At 71.8% G+C, this 17039-nt stretch carries 11 protein-coding genes and 2 pseudogenes; 2 read left to right on the plus strand and 11 right to left on the minus strand.

What is annotated here, in order from left to right:
• Positions 1 to 203 precede the first annotated feature (203 nt).
• Both ACQF4J_RS10675 and ACQF4J_RS10680 read left to right on the plus strand, forming a co-directional pair.
• Positions 204 to 1592, plus strand: a complete 1389-nt coding sequence (locus ACQF4J_RS10675) for an OFA family MFS transporter (protein WP_427165524.1) — start codon at positions 204 to 206, stop codon at positions 1590 to 1592.
• Between the two features lie 2 nt (positions 1593 to 1594).
• Positions 1595 to 2989, plus strand: coding sequence for an OFA family MFS transporter (locus ACQF4J_RS10680; RefSeq protein ID WP_427165525.1), 1395 nt, complete (start codon positions 1595 to 1597; stop codon positions 2987 to 2989).
• Positions 2990 to 3075: 86 nt separating this feature from the next.
• Here ACQF4J_RS10680 and ACQF4J_RS10685 read toward each other — a convergent pair.
• The 11 genes and pseudogenes from ACQF4J_RS10685 to ACQF4J_RS10735 form a co-directional block, all read right to left on the minus strand.
• Positions 3076 to 4110: pseudogene (locus ACQF4J_RS10685) on the minus strand (sugar phosphate isomerase/epimerase family protein).
• Between the two features lie 18 nt (positions 4111 to 4128).
• The gene (locus ACQF4J_RS10690) at positions 4129 to 5568 is read right to left on the minus strand and encodes a nucleotide pyrophosphatase/phosphodiesterase family protein (RefSeq protein ID WP_351584089.1); all 1440 of its coding nucleotides are present in this window, start codon (positions 5566 to 5568) and stop codon (positions 4129 to 4131) included.
• Positions 5565 to 6734, minus strand: a complete 1170-nt coding sequence (gene eboE, locus ACQF4J_RS10695; RefSeq protein ID WP_351805039.1) for a metabolite traffic protein EboE — start codon at positions 6732 to 6734, stop codon at positions 5565 to 5567. Before eboE ends, ACQF4J_RS10690 begins: the two co-directional genes overlap by 4 nt.
• A 3-nt stretch (positions 6735 to 6737) precedes the next feature.
• Positions 6738 to 7586, minus strand: coding sequence for a TatD family hydrolase (locus tag ACQF4J_RS10700; RefSeq protein ID WP_351584095.1), 849 nt, complete (start codon positions 7584 to 7586; stop codon positions 6738 to 6740).
• The gene (locus ACQF4J_RS10705; RefSeq protein ID WP_351584097.1) at positions 7556 to 8257 is read right to left on the minus strand and encodes an EboA domain-containing protein; all 702 of its coding nucleotides are present in this window, start codon (positions 8255 to 8257) and stop codon (positions 7556 to 7558) included. The genes ACQF4J_RS10700 and ACQF4J_RS10705 overlap by 31 nt, the downstream gene beginning before the upstream one ends.
• Positions 8254 to 9183 carry a sugar phosphate isomerase/epimerase family protein gene (locus ACQF4J_RS10710; protein WP_351584100.1) on the minus strand — a complete coding sequence of 310 codons (930 nt, stop codon included), beginning with the start codon at positions 9181 to 9183 and terminating at the stop codon, positions 8254 to 8256. Before ACQF4J_RS10710 ends, ACQF4J_RS10705 begins: the two co-directional genes overlap by 4 nt.
• Positions 9180 to 10304: an SCO3242 family prenyltransferase gene (locus ACQF4J_RS10715; protein WP_427165526.1), complete on the minus strand. Its 1125-nt coding sequence runs from the start codon at positions 10302 to 10304 to the stop codon at positions 9180 to 9182. Before ACQF4J_RS10715 ends, ACQF4J_RS10710 begins: the two co-directional genes overlap by 4 nt.
• A gap of 346 nt (positions 10305 to 10650) precedes the next feature.
• Positions 10651 to 11773: pseudogene (locus ACQF4J_RS10720) on the minus strand (inositol-3-phosphate synthase); the annotation flags it as partial.
• A 95-nt stretch (positions 11774 to 11868) separates the two neighbouring features.
• Positions 11869 to 13197, minus strand: a complete 1329-nt coding sequence (locus tag ACQF4J_RS10725; protein WP_427165527.1) for a ThuA domain-containing protein — start codon at positions 13195 to 13197, stop codon at positions 11869 to 11871.
• A gap of 14 nt (positions 13198 to 13211) precedes the next feature.
• Positions 13212 to 15716 carry a carbohydrate-binding protein gene (locus ACQF4J_RS10730; protein WP_427165528.1) on the minus strand — a complete coding sequence of 835 codons (2505 nt, stop codon included), beginning with the start codon at positions 15714 to 15716 and terminating at the stop codon, positions 13212 to 13214.
• A gap of 313 nt (positions 15717 to 16029) precedes the next feature.
• Positions 16030 to 17028 (minus strand): sugar phosphate isomerase/epimerase family protein, encoded by a 999-nt coding sequence (locus tag ACQF4J_RS10735; protein WP_351576946.1) that lies wholly within the window; start codon positions 17026 to 17028, stop codon positions 16030 to 16032.
• Between the last annotated feature and the right edge of the window lie 11 nt (positions 17029 to 17039).

Consider the following 17039-nt stretch of genomic DNA (forward strand, 5'->3'; position numbering starts at 1 on the left):
GGCCGGGGGTCCGGGGGTTGCCCCCCGGGCGCCACACCGCCCGCTGGGCACGGGCCGCCGGGTTGTTGGGGGGCGGTTCATGAGGTGACCGAGACGCGGGGCCGGCCGGCAGTGCGGCCGGTAGGCCCCGGGACCCGTGCGCACACGAAAGGCATTGGACAGGGGGCGCTGGCCAGAGCTTTCGACGCAAGGGGCACTGAACGATGACAACGACCGACTACTCGGCCTCCGTCCCGTACCGGGAGGTGAGGGATCGCAACGGCCGCGTGTACCGGATCGGCGAGTCAGACGTCGACATCATGGGCCGGACACGCAAGTGGATGGTCATCCTGCCCTGGGTGGGCATGATGGGCATCAGCTCCGCCGAGTACGCGTTCACCTCGGCGGAGGACACACTCCACGAGGCGCATCTGTGGAGCAGCGGACACATCTTCTGGCTGATGGGCGTCTGGGTGTTCTTCCAGGCGGCCGTGGCCTTCCCCGCCGGGCAGCTGCGCGAGAGCGGCAGGCTGCCGGCCCGAACGGCGATGCTGCTGGGCGCCGTCGGCACGATGCTCGGCTATCTGTCGCTGGCGTACGCGCCGCACGTCGCGGTCGCATACCTCGGCTTCGGGATGTTCAGCGGCATCGGCGCCGGCCTCGTCTACGCGACCTGCGTGAACATGGTCGGCAAGTGGTATCCGGAGCGCAAGGGCGGCAAGACGGGTTTCGTCAACGGGGGTTTCGCCTACGGGTCCGTGCCCTTCGTCTTCCTGTTCACCTCGTACATGGACCTGGGCAACTACCGGACCGTGCTCGCCACGGTGGGCGTCGGCCTGTGTCTGCTGGTTGCCTCGGCGGGCTGGTTCTTCAAGGACCCGCCGAAGAACTGGTGGCCGGCGCACGTCGACCCGCTCCGGCTGACCGACGACCCGAAGATCCGCCGGGCGCTGGAGAAGAACCCGCCGGCGGTCAAGCAGTACACCCCGAGGGAGGCCGCCCGTACGCCCGTCCTGTGGATGATGTGGTTCTGTCTGCTGTGCACGGCCGGCATCAACATCTTCGGCATCGCCTTCCAGGTGCCGTTCGGCAAGGACATGGGGTTCGCGGGCGGGGTCGTGGCCACGGCGATGTCCCTGAAGGCCGTCGTCAACGGCACCGGGCGGGGCGTGATCGGCTGGATCTCCGACCGCTCCGGGCGCCGCAACACCCTGATCATCGTCTGCGTCGTGCTGGGCACCGCCCAGTTCGGCGTGCTGGTCTCCGGCCAGATGGGCAGCATGCCGTTCTTCCTGTTCTGCTCCATGGTCTCCGGATTCGGCGGCGGGGCGATCTTCCCGCTGTTCGCGGCCATGACGGCGGACTACTTCGGCGAGAACAACAACGCCACCAACTACGGCATGGTCTACAGCTCGAAGTTGATCTCCGGGCTCGTCGGCTCCGGCCTGGGCGCGGTCGTGGTCGGCGCGTGGGACTACCACGGCGCGTTCGTGCTGGCGGGTTCCATCGGGCTGGCCTCGGCGGTACTGGCGCTCTTCCTGAAGTCCCCGGGCAGGCCGAACGCCCGGCGCATCGTTCCCAACCCGCACCCGCTCGGCGAGGAGATGGCATAAGCATGACAGCAGATCCGCTCTCGGCCGATCCGGCAGCCGCACACCGTCCCTACCGTGAGGTCACCGACGCCCGCGGCCGCGTCTACCGCATCGGCGAGACCGACCACGACATCCTCGGGCACTCCCGCAAACTCATGGTGTACCTCCCGTGGATCGCCATGATGGCCATCAGCGTCTTCGAGTACGCGTACGGCTCCGCGGAAGACACCCTGTCCCACGCGCACGGCTGGACGCAGTCCAACACCTTCTGGATCCTCAGCGTCTGGGTCTTCTTCCAGGCCGGCATCGCCTTCCCGGCGGGCTGGCTGCGCGAGAGGGGCATCCTCAACGCGCGCCGGGCCATGTACATCGGCTCCGGGATGTGCCTGGTCGGCTTCCTCGCCCTGTCGCACCTGAGCAACGTGCTGCTGGCGATCGTCGGTTTCGGCGTCATCGGCGGTCTCGGCGCCGGACTGGTCTACGCGACCTGCATCAACATGGTCGGCAAGTGGTTCCCCGAACGCCGCGGCGCCCGCACGGGCTTCGTCAACGGCGGCTTCGCCTACGGATCGCTGCCGTTCATCTTCATCTTCAACTACGCCTTCGACACCGGCAACTACCACCGCGTGCTGGACCTGATCGGCTGCTACGTCATGATCGTGGTCTTCGGGTGTGCGTTCTTCTTCAAGGACCCGCCGAAGAACTGGTGGCCCGCGGACATCGACCCGCTGACGTTCTCCGGCAACCGGAAGAACGCGACGAGCCTCGCCAAGAACCCCCCGGCGACGCGGCAGTACACGCCCAAGGAGGCCGTCCGGACCGGCATGCTGCCCCTGATGTGGATAGCCATCGTGATGACCGCCGGCGTGTCGATCTTCGGTATCTCCTTCCAGGTCGACTACGCCAAGGAAGTCGGCTTCGGCCCGCTCGTGGCGGCCTCCTCGATGGGCGTCATGGCCGTCATCAACGGCATCGGCCGCGGTGTCGTCGGCTGGCTGTCCGACAGGTGGGGCCGCAAGCCGACCCTGGTGTTCGTCATCGTCGTCCTGGGCCTCGCCCAGTTCGGGGTGATCCTGGCGGGCGAGATGAAGAGCGAGTGGCTGTTCCTGTTCTTCGCCTTCCTCTCCGGATTCGGCGGCGGCGCCTTCTACCCCATGTTCGCCGCGCTGACCCCGGACTACTTCGGGGAGAACTACAACGCCACCAACTACGGCCTGGTCTACAGCGGCAAGCTGATCAGCGGCCTGTTCGGCGGCGGCCTCGGCTCCATGGTGGTCGCGGCCTGGGGCTACAACGGGGCGTACGCCCTGGCCGGCGGCGTCTCGATGATCGCGGCGGCGATCGCCCTGCTGCTGCGGCAGCCGGGACGCAGCGGCGCGGACGCGCTGACCGCGCAGCCCCAGCCCACCACGGGGTGACGGCACGCGCGCGTGAGGAGGCCCTCCCCGGACCGCGGGGAGGGCCTCCTCATGTGCGGGCAGGCTTTCTCATGTGCGGGCGCGGTTCAGCACTTCTCGCGCAGCGAGTGCAGGTAGGCACTGGAGCGGCGGGCGAAGGTGAACGACTCGGCGGGCTGGTCGTGTTCGGTCTGCCAGTGGTGGGCCATGCGCTCACCGCGGAGCCTGGTGACGGCCGAGATGAACTTCTTGTAGTCGATGTCTCCGTCGCCCACGTCGACCATCCGGTAGCCGAACTGGTTCGCCGGATCGCTCACACCGTCCTTCACATGGAACAGCGGCTAGCGGTGGGGCTGCCTGAGGACGTAGTCGAGGGGCTCGAAGGGGGCGGGGCCGCCGTCGGGCCGCTTGGAGAAGCGGAACTGGCCGGCGTAGGCCCAGAAGATGTCCATCTCCAGGAACACCAGGTCGGGGTCCGTCTCCGCGAGCAGCACGTCGTAGAGGCGGACCTTGGGATTGTCGGTGGCGAAGGAGAACTCGTCGGAGTGGTTGTGCTGATAGAACTTCATGCCGCGGGCCTTCGCCGCCGCGCCGTAGGTGTTGAACTCCTCGGCGGCACGCTTCCACGCGTCGACCGTCGAGCCGTAGCGGAACGGGCCGGAGGCGGTGCCGATGTGCTTGAGGCCGAGGGCCTGGGCGTCGTCGAGGACCTTGGTGAGGTTCTGGGCGAAGGTGTACGCGTTCGGGTCGTCGGAGTAGTAGCCGACGTGGCTGCCGATCGGGGTCAGGCCGTGGTCCCGGGCCAGCCGCCTGAGCTGGGCGAGGGTGATGGGGCCAGCCGATCCCTGCGTGTACCCGGCGAACTCGACCTCGTCGTACCCGTACTTCTCCAGTTCGGCGAAGACGGGGGCGAAGCCGAGCGTGGAGACCTTGTCGCGCAGGCTGTACAGCTGGATGCCGAGACGGCCCGGCGGCAGGACGGGCCGTCCGCGGCCGGCGAGGGCGGAGTCGGTGGCGGCGGTGGCCGGGGCCGTGGCGGCGCCGAGCAGGGCGGCGGCGGTGGCGCCCGCGGCGACGCCGAGCATGCCTCGTCTGGTGAGGCGGTGGGTGAGTTCGGGGTCGCTCTGGGAGGTGCGGCTCATGTCTGGGACTCCTCGGGATCAGAGGGCGTTGTCAGAGGCGGGTGCTTCACTGGGAACCAGCCGGGAAAGACCGGCCAGTCGGAGCAGGAGTGACTTGACGTCGGTGGCCGCGAGGCGGTCGCCGACGGCGCGGGGGGTGGAGCAGATGAGGAGCGGACCGTCGTCGTCGCTCGCGGGAAGGCGGCCGTGGCTGCCGCGCACAGGTGACGCGTCGAGGGGCACGACCGCCATCCGGTAGCGCAGGCCGAGCTTCTTGCGGGCGAGCGCCGTCGCCGCCCTGACCTTGACGTAGGGGTCGAGCGGGTCCATGAACAGCTCGACCGGGTCGTAGCCGGGCTTGCGGTGGATCTCGACGAGCCGCGCGAAGTCGGGCGCGCGGGCGTCGTCGAGCCAGTAGTAGTACGTGAACCAGGCGTCCGGCTCCGCGACGGCGACCAGTTCGCCCGAGCGCGGGTGGTCGAGGTGATGCGTCTTCTTGCCCTCGTCGTCGAGGAGCTGGTCGATGCCGGGCAGGCCGGACAGGGCCGCCCGGGTGGCGTCGAGGTCCTCGGGGCGGCGTACGTAGACGTGGGCGATCTGGTGGTCGGCGACCGCGAAGGCACGGGACGCCATCGGGTCGAGGTACTCCATGCCGTCCTGCGTGTGCACCTCCAGCAGGCCGGCCCGGCGCAGCGCCCGGTTGATGTCGATGGGCCGGCCGGCGCGCGTGATGCCGTACTCGGACAGCGCGACGACGGTACGGCCCTCGGCGCGGGCGTCGTCCAGGAGCGGGGCTAGCGCGGCGTCCAGATCGGTGGCCGCCTTCAGGGAGCGCGGGTCGTCGGGGCCGAAGCGCTGCAGGTCGTAGTCGAGGTGAGGGAGGTAGCAGAGGGTCAGGTCGGGGTGCCGGGTGCGGTTGATATGGCGGGTCGCGTCGATGATCCACCTGCTGGAGACCAGGTCCGCGCCGGGTCCCCAGAAGTGGAAGAGGGGGAAGGTGCCGAACCTGTCGGTGAGTTCGTCGTGCAGGGCCGGGGGCCGGGTGTAGCAGTCGGGTTCCTTGCGGCCGTCGGAGTAGTACACCGGACGGGGGGTGACGGTGATGTCGGTGTCGGCGCCCATCGCGTACCACCAGCAGATGTTGGCGACCGTGTAGCCGGGGTGGGTGCGGCGGGCGGCGTCCCAGAGTTTGTCCCCGGCGACGAGGCCGTTGTGCTGCCGCCAAAGGAGTACGTCGCCGAGCTCGCGGAAGTACCAGCCGTTGCCGACGATGCCGTGCTCGGACGGGTGGGTGCCGGTGAGGAAGGTGGACTGGGCGGCGCAGGTGACGGCGGGCAGGACGGTGCCGAGGGCGGCCCGGGAGCCGGACCGGGCGAGTGCCTTGAGGTGGGGCATGTGGTCGAGGAGACGGGGGGTGAGGCCGACGACGTCGAGGACGAGGAGCGGGGTGGGGTCCGGGCCGGCCCGGTGGGTGCTCATGGGAGTTCCTTCAGGCCGAGTTCGGTCAAAAGGTCGCGGGCGAGGGTGAGTTCGGCGGCGATGCCGTCGGCGAGCTGCGCGCGGCCGCGGGGCCGCAGGTCGGGCGGCAGGGCCTGCCAGGTGTAGGTCTCCACCTCCAGGTGGCGGGTGAGCGGGTGCGGGCCGCCGACGAGCCGGGTCAGCGCGGACTTGAGCACGGGGAGCGTGGAGGTGAGGGGGGCGGCGGGGGCCGCGTGCAGCGGGACGTGGAAGTGGGCGCGCCAGGGTGCCGTTTCGGGCAGGGCGTCGGTCTCGAGGGCCTCGCCGAGGTCGTCGGTGCCACGCAGGCCGATGGCGGCGGCGGTGCGGGTCTGGTGCAGGAAGCGGGGTTCGTCGAAGGCGGCGAGGGCTCGGCGGACCTCGGGGAGGTGGAGGCCTTCGGCGTGCAGGGCGGCCGAGAGCTGGGCTTTGACGACGGGGACGCGGGCTGCGGCGAGTGCGTCCAGGGCGGTGTGCGGGTTCTCGAAGGAGGTGGCGAGATGGCAGGTGTCGACGCAGACGCCGACGCGCTCGTGGGCGAGTGCGGTGAGCGGGGCGATCGCGTCGGCGGTGGTCTCGATGACGCAGCCGGGTTCGGGCTCCAGCCCGACGCGGACGGAGCGGCCCGTCAACTCGGCGAGGGCGTCGAGTCGTTCGGCCAGGGTGACCAGCGCAGCGCGGGCCTTGTCGGCGCGGTCCTCGCCGTAGGCGGTGCGCCAGGCCAGGGGCAGCGTCGAGATGGTGCCCTCGGTGACGTCGTCGGGGAGCAGGCCGGCGAGGACGCGGGCCAGGGCGGTGGTGTGCTCCAGACGTTCGGGGTCCGCCCAGTCGGGCCGGTACACGCGGTACTTGACCTCCTCGGCGCCGAAACCCTCGTAGGGGAAGCCGTTGAGGGTGACGACCTCCAGGCCGCGCCGGTCGAGTGCGGTGCGCAGGCCGCGCAGCGCCGACGGGTCGGTGACCAGGGCGTGGGCCGCGTCCCTGGCGAGCCACAGGCCGATGCCCAGGCGGTCGCGGCCGAGACGCCGGCGGACCGGTTCGCAGTGGTCGCGGAGCTGGGCGAGGACGCCGTCGAGGGTTTCGGCCGGGTGGACGTTGGTGCAGTAGGCGAGGTGGACGGTGGTGCCGTCCGGGTGGCGGAAGCGCATCGGTCACTCCCCGCCGCGCAGGACCGAGTTGCCCTCGTGGGTGGGGTCGGTGGGGGTGACGTCGAGGTTCAGGCGGCCGCTGAGCCCGTAGAAGGCGACGGGGTTGCGCCACAGGACCCGGTCGACGTCGTCCTCCGAGAAGCCCTCGGCCAGCATCAGGTCGGCGACCTTGCGGGTCTTGAGGGGGTCGCTGCGGCCCCAGTCGGCGGCGGAGTTCACCAGCACCCGCTCGGGGCCGTGGGTGCGCAGCATCGCCACCATCCGCTTCTCGTCCATCTTGGTGTCGGGATAGACGGAGAAGCCCAGCCAGCAGCCGCTGTCCTTCGCCTCGTCGACGGTGGTCTCGTTGAGGTGGTCGACCAGGACGCGGTCCGGGGGCAGCCGGGACTCGCGGACCACGTCGAGGGTGCGGCGCAGGCCGGCGCGTTTGTCACGGTGCGGGGTGTGGACGAGCGCGGGGAGCCCGTGATCGGCGGCGAGCTGGAGCTGGGCGGCGAGGGCGGTGTCCTCGGCCGGGGTCATCGAGTCGTAGCCGATCTCGCCGACGGCGACGACCTGGTCCTTGACGAGATAGCGGGGCAGTTCGTCGAGGACGGGCACGCAGCGCGGGTCGTTGGCCTCCTTGGGGTTGAGGGCGAGCGTGCAGTGGTGGGCGATGCCGTACTGGGCGGCGCGGAACGGCTCCCAGCCGAGGAGGGAGTCGAAGTAGTCGAAGAAGGAGGCGGGCGAGGTGCGGGGCTGGCCGAGCCAGAAGGCGGGTTCGACGACGGCGCGGACGCCGGCGGCGTGCATGGCCTCGTAGTCGTCGGTGGTGCGGGACGTCATGTGGATGTGGGGGTCGAAGATGCGCATCGGGAGTCCTCGCCGTCGGTGGGGTCGGTCAGGGTCAGGACGCGGTGCAGGTCTCGGGGTACGGGACGGCCCGCGGCGGTGCGTTCGGCGGCGTGGTCGCGGAGCATCCGGGCGAGTTCCGTGTCGGCGCGGGCGCGCCGGTCCAGATCGGCGACGCGGTCGACGGGGACGCCGGTGAAGAGGCACTTCAGGACCGCGTGCCGCCAGTGGTGCGGGGCGAGGTGCCGGGCGGCGTAGGGGCCGACGGCGGCGGCCACGAGGCGGGTGTCGTTGGTGCGCAGGGCGTCCTCGACGAGCGGAAGGGCGTCGGGGCCCTCGAGCAGGTGGGGCAGGGCGTGCAGGACGGCCCGGCGTTCGGCGGCGGTGCCCTGGAAGTAGACCCGGCCGAGGGCGTCCGCGTCGGCGCGGGCGGCGTGCAGGATCAGGACGCGGGCGGCGTCGGCGTGCGCGGGCCCGCATCGGCGGCCGGCCTCGGCGAGGCGCAGCTCCCACACGGTGATGGGGCCGTGGATGCCGGGCTGGGCGGCGGCCTCGTCGAGGGCCTGGTCGAGCCAGGCGCGGGCGGCTGCGTCGAGGTGGGCGACCAGGCGGGCGCGCAGGCCGTCGAGGGATGTGTGGGCGAGAGTGGTGCCCGAGAGGCCGTCCGCGGGGGCGGTGTGCGTGTGACTCATGAGGTGCTGCTCTCTTCGAGGGCGGCGGAGGGATCGCCGTGGGGTGGGGCGGGGGCGGCGTGGCGCAGGAACGGCAGGGAGCGTTCGGCGTGGTGCGGGCCCGCGTGGGAGTGGCGGGGCAGTTCCACGACGGTCAGGCCCTGGTAGCCGGTCGCGGCGAGGGCCGCGAGGACGGGCGGGAAGTCGATCTCGCCCTCGCCGAGAGGGAGGTGCTCGTGGACGCCGCGGCGCATGTCCTCGATCTGGACGTGCCGCAGCCAGGGAGCGGCGGCGCGGACGCAGTCGGCCGGGGAAAGGGGTTCGAGGCACTGGCAGTGACCGATGTCGAGGGTCAGGCCCAGGGGCCGGGGGCTGCCGAGGGTGCGGCGCAGGTGGTGGAAGTCGGCGAGGGTGGCGAGCAGATGGCCCGGTTCGGGTTCGACCGCGAGGGGGACGCCGGCGCGGGCGGCGGCCTCCAGGACGGGGGTGAGCGCCTCGGCCAGGCGCTTCCACGCCGTGTCACGGTCGGTCCCCGCGGGGGTGGTTCCGCTGAAGCAGTGGACGGCGTGGGCGCCGAGGTCGGCGGCCACCTCGACCGCGCGGACCAGCAGGGCGACGCGGCGGGCGCGGTCTTCCGGGCCCGGGTCCAGCAGCGAGGGGCCGTGCTTGCGGCGCGGGTCGAGCACATAGCGGGCGCCCGTCTCCACGGTGACGCCGAGGCCGAGCGCGTTCAGCCGTGCGGCCAGGCGGCGGGTGCGGTCGGCGAGATCCGGTGCCAGGGGATCGAGGTGCATGTGGTCGAGGGTCAGGCCAACACCGTCGTAGCCGAGGTCGGCGAGGAGCGCCAGGGCGTCGTCGAGGCGAAGGTCGGCGAGGCCGTTGGTGCCGTAGCCGAAGCGCAGGGAAGGCGTGGCCGTGCCTTCGGGGTGGTGTGTGGCGGGGCTCATGTGATGCTCACCGTCCTTGCGAACCGCCTGCCGAGTGGGGCCAGAGCCGCGACGAGCAGCGCGGTGGCGCCCGCACCGGCGCGGGCGGCCAGGGCCGCCTGGAGCGGGATCACGGCGCGGATACCGCCTCCTACGGCCCGCTGAGTCAGCGGGGGTGAGGGGTTGAGGGCGGCGTGGAGGTAGGGGCGGGCCGCGGTGGCGGCGTAGGCGGCGCCGAGGGCGAGACGCGGCACAACGGCGTCCCCCTGCCCGGCACGGGGACGCGGCCGGGTCCGCCATGGCGCGGGGGTTCGGCGAGCGACACCGGTGAGCGGGGCCGGCGGCTCCGCCGGGGTGTGGGGGGCCGGGGACGACACGGCCGCGGCGCGGCGCCTGCTCCGGCTCGGAGCGGGAACCGTGGCCGACGTGACCGGCCGAGTGAGGCGTCGGGTCAGCAGGGCCGTCGTGGCGAGGGCTGCCAGCGGGGCCGGCGTTGAGCCGCCCGTGGTCTCCCGGCGGGACACGGTCGTCACCGCGAGCGTGTGCGCCGCGAGCAGGGCGGCCGAGGGGAGCGCCTCGCGGGGGTGGCCGGTGGTCGCCGCCGCACCCAGCAGCAGGTCGAGGCCACGGGCCGCCGCCATGGCCGCCGGGCCCGCGGGCGTGCGCTTGAGGGCGAGGTCGTAGGCCCAGACCGTGGCCGTGAGGGGGGCGGCGACCGTGAACGCGGGGCGGCCGGCGCGGGCGGCGAGGGCGAGACCTGCCGCGGTGAGCGCGCAGGCCGCCGAGAGGGCGGCGGCCGGGTGGACGCGGCCGGACGGGAGGGGGCGGTGCGGGCGTTCGGCGGCGTCCTCCTCGCGGTCGGCCCAGTCGTTGAGCGCCATGCCGGCCTCGTAGAGGCAGAGGGAGGAGCCGATGGCGAGCAGGGTGTGGGAGTTCGGGGCGGCGGCGACCGCGGCCGCCCCGGCGAGGGCGTCGCCGGGGACGGTGAACAGGGCGGGCAGGCGCAGGAGTTCGGCCCAGGCCCGGGCGCCGCCGGTCGGCTGCGCGTCCGCATGGAACGGTTTCACCGACACGCCACTCGCCGCGCAGCGACGCCTCGTCGCGACGACGGCGCTCACCGCCGGCCGCCCGACGAGTCGCATCGCCTGGAACCGCCGTCCTGCCCTGCCTCCTCCCCCGACGGGCCACCAAGCCCGACGCCGCCGTCAGGCCCCAACCGCTCCTCCCCCGACGGATCGCCAAGCCCGACACCCCCACGCTGGCCGAACCGCTCCTCCCCCGACGGGCCACCAAGCCCGACACCGCCGTCAGGCCCCAACCGCTCCTCCCCCGACGGATCGCCAAGCCCGACACCCCCACCCTGGCCGAACCGCTCTTCCTCCGACAGGTGACGAAGCCCGTTGGCTCCGCCCTGCTCCGACCGCCGCTGCTTGTGCCCGGTGCCGGAATCCGCGTGCTCCTCCGCCGGGCCGGACGCCCGCCCCTCGCTCAATCGGCGGGCGAAAGCCGTCAGGGTCGCGTACTGCTCCGCCAGCGCCGACGGCGCCCCCTCCCCCACTGGGTCCTTGAAGTAGAAGGCGAGTTGGGTGAGGGGGCCCGACAGGCCCGCTTCTTCGGCGCGGGCGGTGAGGCGTGCCACGTCCAGGACCAGGGGCGCGGCCAGGGCCGAGTCGCAACCCTGCCAGATCGTCTGCAGGACCATCCGCGTGCCGAGGAAGCCGTCGAAGGCGACGTGGTCCCAGGCGGTCTTCCAGTCGCCGAGTGCGGGCACGTCGTCGATGTGCACCTCCCCCTCGGGCGCCGTGCCGAGGGTGTCGGTCAGCACGCGTTCCTTGCCGGCGTTCTTCGCCGCCGCGGCCGCGGGGTCGGCGAGGGCGGCACCGTCGCCGCCGCCGAGGAGGTTGGTCCCGGACCAGGCGCGGACCCGCAGGGCCCGCTGGGTGAACATGGGTCCGAGGACGGAACGCAGCAGCGTCTGGCCCGTCTTGCCGTCGCGGCCGGCGTACGGCAGTCCGCTCGACTCGGCGGCGGCCCGCAGCGCGGGGTGGTGCAGGCCGGTCGACGGGGTGAAGTCGACGTAGGGGCAGCCCGCGCGCAGGGCTGCCGCCGCGTAGAGCGAGCTGGGTGGGAAGGCGTCGCCGGTGGCCGGGGGTTCGGTGGAGGCCACGTTCACCACGACGGCCCGCGCCAGTGCGTGGCGCCGTACGAAGTCGGTGATGTCGGCGGTGAAGGCGGCGATCAGTTCCTGTTCGGTGCGGGTGTCGCCGGTTGCCGGGCCGCCCGGTCTGATCTCCCGGTCGGCGGCGGCCAGTTCGCCGGTGACGGCGGCGGGGAGACCCGGAGGCAGGACGCCGCCGGCGGCGAGGGCCTCCGCGCGCTTGGGCAGGGGGCAGTCCAGTGTGTCGTGGCCGCCGAAGACCAGCGAGGCGAGCGGGGGCAGACCGGCCTCCGCGAACGCCGGGGTCTCGGTGACCAGCCCGGTCGGCGGGTGCAGGCCCGCCGTGATCGCCGCGCAGCCCGCGACGACGGTCGTCGCGACGGAGCCGCGGGCGCCGATCAGCCAGACGCCGACGCGCTGTCGGGGGACGGAAGGGAAGTCGGACGCGGACATGGGCAGCCTCCTGGTCGAACACGTCGTGAGCGAGGCCCCGTGACGGGAGGGGTGAGACGGCGGGCGGAGGTCCGGCGTCCTCCGCCCGCCGTCGCTCAGTCGCCCTTGGCGGGCAGTTCCTTGATCCGGATGTCGCGGAAGGACACCTGGTCGTCGGCTCCGTGGTTCTGGATGCCGATGTGTCCGTCGGCGAGGCTCCGGGCCGGATCGGTGTTGGTGAAATCGTTGATCCGCACGCCGTTGAGCCAGACGCGCAGGCGCTCGCCCTCCACGCGGATCTCGTACGTGTTCCACTCCCCCGGCGGATTGAGCGCACGGTCGCGCTTGATCAGGTCGGCGGACTGGAAGCCGTAGACGGACCCTGTCGTCTTCTCGGGTACGTCGGTGGCGTCGATCTGGATCTCGTAGCCGTTGTCCACGGCCGACCACGGATCGTCCGAGGGCGGGAAGCCCACGAACACACCGGAGTTGTCGTCACCGGCCGTCCTCCAGTCGAGCTTCAGCGAGTACGCGGAGAAGTCCGAGGCGGCGTACCAGAGCAGGCCCGTGCCGCCCGACGACGTCAGGGTGCCGTCGTTCTCCAGTTGGAACGCGCCGGGTCCCGCCTGCTTCCAGCCGTCCAGTGCGGTGCCGTCGAACAGCGGGCGGTAGCCGTTCTCCGGCCGGCAGTCGGCCTGTGCGTCGCCGACGGCCCAGCGGATTCCGCCCAACAGGTGCTGTCGGAAGGCGGGTTCGGCGTACGACTCCTTGGTGTGGCCGCCTCCGGTGTAGAAGGCGCGGCCGCCCCGGTAGTTCTGGCACCAGGCGATGGGATGGTCGCCGTTCATGGTGCCGCCGGTGTACGACGACTCGTCGAGGGAGGCCAGGACGTGGGCCCGCTCCCGGGGATTGGAGCGGTAGTTGTACCACTCGTCGGTGCGGGACCAGGTCCGTGCCAGGCCCGAGGTCGCCGGATGGGCACGGTCCTCGACGTCCACGGTCGCCGGCTGGATCGCCGGGTGCGACTGGAAGTACGCGCCGGCGAGGCCGCCGTAGAACGCCCAGTCGTACTCGGTGTCGGCGGCCGCGTGGACGCCGACATAGCCTCCGCCGTGCCGGATGTAGCCCTCGAAAGCGCTCTGTTGGGCCGCGTCGAGGACGTCGCCGGTCGTCGAGAGGAACACGACGGCGTCGTAGCGCCGCAGGTTCTTCGCGGTGAAGGTGGTCGCGTCCTCGGTCGCGTCGACCGTGAAGCCGCCCTCGGAGCCGAGTTGCCTCACCGCCGCCACGCCGTCGGGAATGGAGTCGTGGCGGAAGCCGGCCGTCTTGGAGAAGACCAGCACGCGCTTGCCCTCTGCGGGGTGCGAGGCGGCAGGGCCCGAGACACAGCCGAGGAGCAGTGCGGCACCCACGACAGCGGTTGCCGGCCGGGTGGTTGAGCGCATCACGTCCCCTCCTCTCAGCCGGTCGTGAAGGTGAAGTCGTCCACGTCGAACAGCGCGCCGGAGCCGCCCTTGAAGACGAGGTGGAGCGTGGTGGTGCCCCTCGGGGCGCGGGACAGGTCGGCGCTGACGTCCTGGAAGGTGTCCCAGCCGCCGGTGACGGGGACGGTCGCCTTGCCCAGCAGGGTGCCGGTCGACGAGCCGGCCCGTATTTCGAGCGTGCCGCCCGCGCCGCCGGAGGCGACCCGTGCGGTGATCTTCCGGGCGTTGTTCAGGGCGTACGGGGTGAAGGAGATCCAGTCGCCGTTGTCGATGTCGCCGACCGTCTTGCCGCCGTGCGCGGTGTCCTTGGCGACGACGGTGACGCCGGAGCCGTTGCCGAAGTGTTCGGCCTGGCGGTGCCGAGGCTGCAGGACGTTGCGGTCGTGCGAGGTCAGCGCGGCCTGTCCGCCGCCTCCGTTGTCGGTGTACTCGGCGTCGAGGACGCCGAAGATGTTGGCGTTCTCGTCGTGGCCGCCGTCGGCGGTGGTCCGGATGGTGCCGGTGCAGCCGTTCGCCGAGGTGATGGGGTGGCCGTGGGTGTCGTGGCCGAGGACGAAGGTGACCTTGACCTTGGCGCAGTCGATGTTCTTGCCGTCCTCCGGGTCGGTGACCCTCACCTTGAACGGGATGGCGTCACCGAAGCTGAACAGCTGCCCGTCCTTGGGAAGTTCGACCGTGACCGTGGGCGCGGTGTTGCCGACAACGATCTGTACGCTCGCGCTGCCGGTGCGGCCGGTCGGGTCCTTGGCGGTCAGGGTCGCGGTGTAGGTGCCGTTCTTCCTGTACCTGTGTGTCGGGTTCGCCGCCGTCGACGTGCCGCCGTCGCCGAAGTCCCAGCTGTACGTGACCGCGTCGCCGTCCTGGTCGGAGGTGCCCTCGGAGGAGAACTGCACCCTCAGCGGCGCCTGGCCGGACGTCCTGCTCGCCGCGGCCTGCGCCACCGGGGAGTGGCCGTCGGTCGCGTTCTCGATGCGGTACAGGCCTGAGTTGTCGTCGCCGCCGAACCACGCGGTGCCGTAGTCGAGGACGTACAGCGCGCCGTCGGGGCCGAAGGCCATGTCCATCACCTGAGTACCGGTCCAGGGGACGGGGTTGATGGACTGCACGGTGCCGTTCGCGTCGCTCACGATCCGCTTGATCCAGCGGCGGCCGAACTCCCCGGCGAAGAAGTTCCCGTCGTAGGCCTCGGGGAACTTCACGGGTGAGTCGAGCGAGGCGTCGTAGTGGTAGACCGGGCCGCCCATCGGGGACTCGGAGCCGTCGCCGAACTCGGGGACGGACGGGCCGTCGTAAGGGATCCAGGCGGGCTGGGCCGGGGGCAGGTCCGTGAGGCCGGTGTTGTGCGGGGAGTTGTTCTTCGGCGCGGCGCAGTCGAAGGACGCTCCGGAGGCCCTGGTCGCGAAGTCGTAGTCGACGTAGGCGTCGTTGGCGCCGGTGCAGTACGGCCAGCCGAAGTTGCCGGGGCCGGTCACCCGGGCGAACTCGACCTGGCCGGCCGGTCCGCGGGCCGGGTCGGCGGCGCCGGCGTCGGGGCCGTAGTCGCCCACGTAGAGGATGCCGGCCTTCTTGTCGACGCTGAAGCGGAACGGGTTGCGGAAGCCCATGGCGTAGATCTCGGGCCGGGTCCGGTCCGTGCCGGGTGCGAAGAGATTGCCGTCGGGGACGGTGTACGAGCCGTCGGCGCCGACCTTGATGCGCAGGATCTTGCCGCGCAGGTCGTTGGTGTTGCCCGCCGAGCGCTGGGCGTCGAAGGCGGGGTTGCGGTCGGCGCGCTCGTCGATGGGCGTGTAGCCGTCGGACTGGAAGGGGTTGGTGTCGTCGCCCGTCGACAGGTACAGGTTGCCCGCCGCGTCGAAGTCGATATCGCCGCCGACGTGGCAGCACAGGCCCCGGGACGCGGGGATGTCGATGACCTTCTTCTCGCTGGCGGTGTCGAGGGTGCCGTCGGCCTTCAGGACGAAGCGGGAGAGGCGGTTGACGCCGTCGAAGGGAGCGAAGTCGGCCGCGGTGCCGGTCTCGGGGGCGTCGCCGGACGGGGTGTTCAACGGGGGTGCGTAGTAGAGGTAGATGGCCCGGTTGGTGGCGAAGTCGGGGTCGACGCCGACGCCTTGGAGGCCTTCCTCGTCGTGGGAGTAGACGTCGAGCTTGCCGATCAGCCGTGTGTTGCCCGCCGCGTCCGTGAGGCGGAGTTCGCCGTCGCGGGAGGTGTGCAGCACGGAGCGGTCGGGGAGAACGGCGAGCGACATGGGCTCGCCGACCTCCGCCTCGCCCTTGGCGAGGGTGACCTGCTGGAAGTCCTCCGCCGCCGATGCCGCCGGGGCGGTTCCCGGGCCGGTGACGGCTGCGCCGGCCTGGGGGGTGGTCAGGGTCAGTGACGCTCCGGCGAGGAGCGCGCCGCCGAGAAGGGCGACGGCTCTGCGCGGGCGTCGTCTGTGGGTCTCGATTCTGCCGGTGCCGGTGGTGCGGTCGTTCCCGTGCACGGATGCCTCCAGTAAGGGGCCGGTTGTACGGGCGGGTGCGTACGCCGGGATGCGCCGTCATCCCGGAGTTGCCAACAGGTGTTCGTACGGCCTAGGGCCTGTCGTTTGGATCAGCTCGGCGTCGCGGGGTCTGGTGCGTACATCTGCCGCGTTGTCGTCACTCGCCGACTCCCCCACTCTCGGCTTCGCTCGAGCGGGGGGACCCCCATCGCGTCGACTCCCTCCTCCGCCTTGCAGCTGCACGCACCAGACCCCGCTCGGCTCGGCCGCAAGGCACCGTCCCCTGCAGCCGAGCTGATCCAAACAACAGGCCCTAGTTGCCGAAGGCCGCGTCGAAGGAGGCCGACGGGGGTTCGAAGTCGTAGGCCTTCAGGCGGGTCAGTGCCTCGGGGGCGCCCTGGAGCCGGTCCATACCGGCGTCCTCCCACTCGACCGAGACGGGGCCCTGGTAGTCGATGGACCTCAGCATGCGGAAGACGTCCTCCCAGGGCACGTCCCCGTGGCCGGCGGACACGAAGTCCCAGCCGCGGCGCGGGTCGCCCCACGGCAGGTGGGAGCCGAGGCGGCCGTTGCGGCCGTCGAGGCGCTTGCGGGCCTCCTTGCAGTCGACGTGGTAGATCCGCTCGCGGAAGTCCCACAGGAAGCCGACCGGGTCCAGGTCCTGCCAGACGAAGTGGGAGGGGTCGAAGTTCAGGCCGAAGGCGGCCCGCCCGTCGACCGCCGCCAGGGCACGGTGCGTGGTCCAGTAGTCGTAGGCGATCTCGCTCGGGTGGACCTCGTGCGCGAACCGCACGCCCTCCTGGTCGAAGACGTCGAGGATCGGGTTCCAGCGCTCGGCGAAGTCGTCGTAGCCGCGCTCGATCATCGACTCCGGCGCGGGCGGGAACATGGCGACCAGGTGCCAGATCGCGGAGCCGGTGAAGCCGATGACGGTGTCGACGCCGAAGGCCGCCGCGGCCCGTGCGGTGTCCTTCATCCGGTCCGCAGCGCGCCGCCGGACGCCTTCGGGATCGCCGTCGCCCCACACCTCGGTGGGCAGGATGGCTTGGTGGCGTTCGTCGATGATGGCGTCGCAGACCGCCTGGCCGGTCAGGTGGTTGGAGACGGCCCAGCACTTCAGGCCGTACTTGTCCAGCAGTTGCCTCCGCGAGTCGATGTACGCCGGGTCCGTGAGTGCCTTGTCGACCTCGAAATGGTCTCCCCAGCAGGCGAGTTCGAGGCCGTCGTAGCCGAAGTCGCGAGCGAGTCGGCAGACTTCCTCGAGGGGCAGGTCGGCCCACTGGCCGGTGAAGAGCGTGAACTGGCGCGGCATGTCTTCGAGCC

This window comes from Streptomyces sp. C1-1, assembly GCF_050214755.1.
GTDB lineage: Bacteria > Actinomycetota > Actinomycetes > Streptomycetales > Streptomycetaceae > Streptomyces.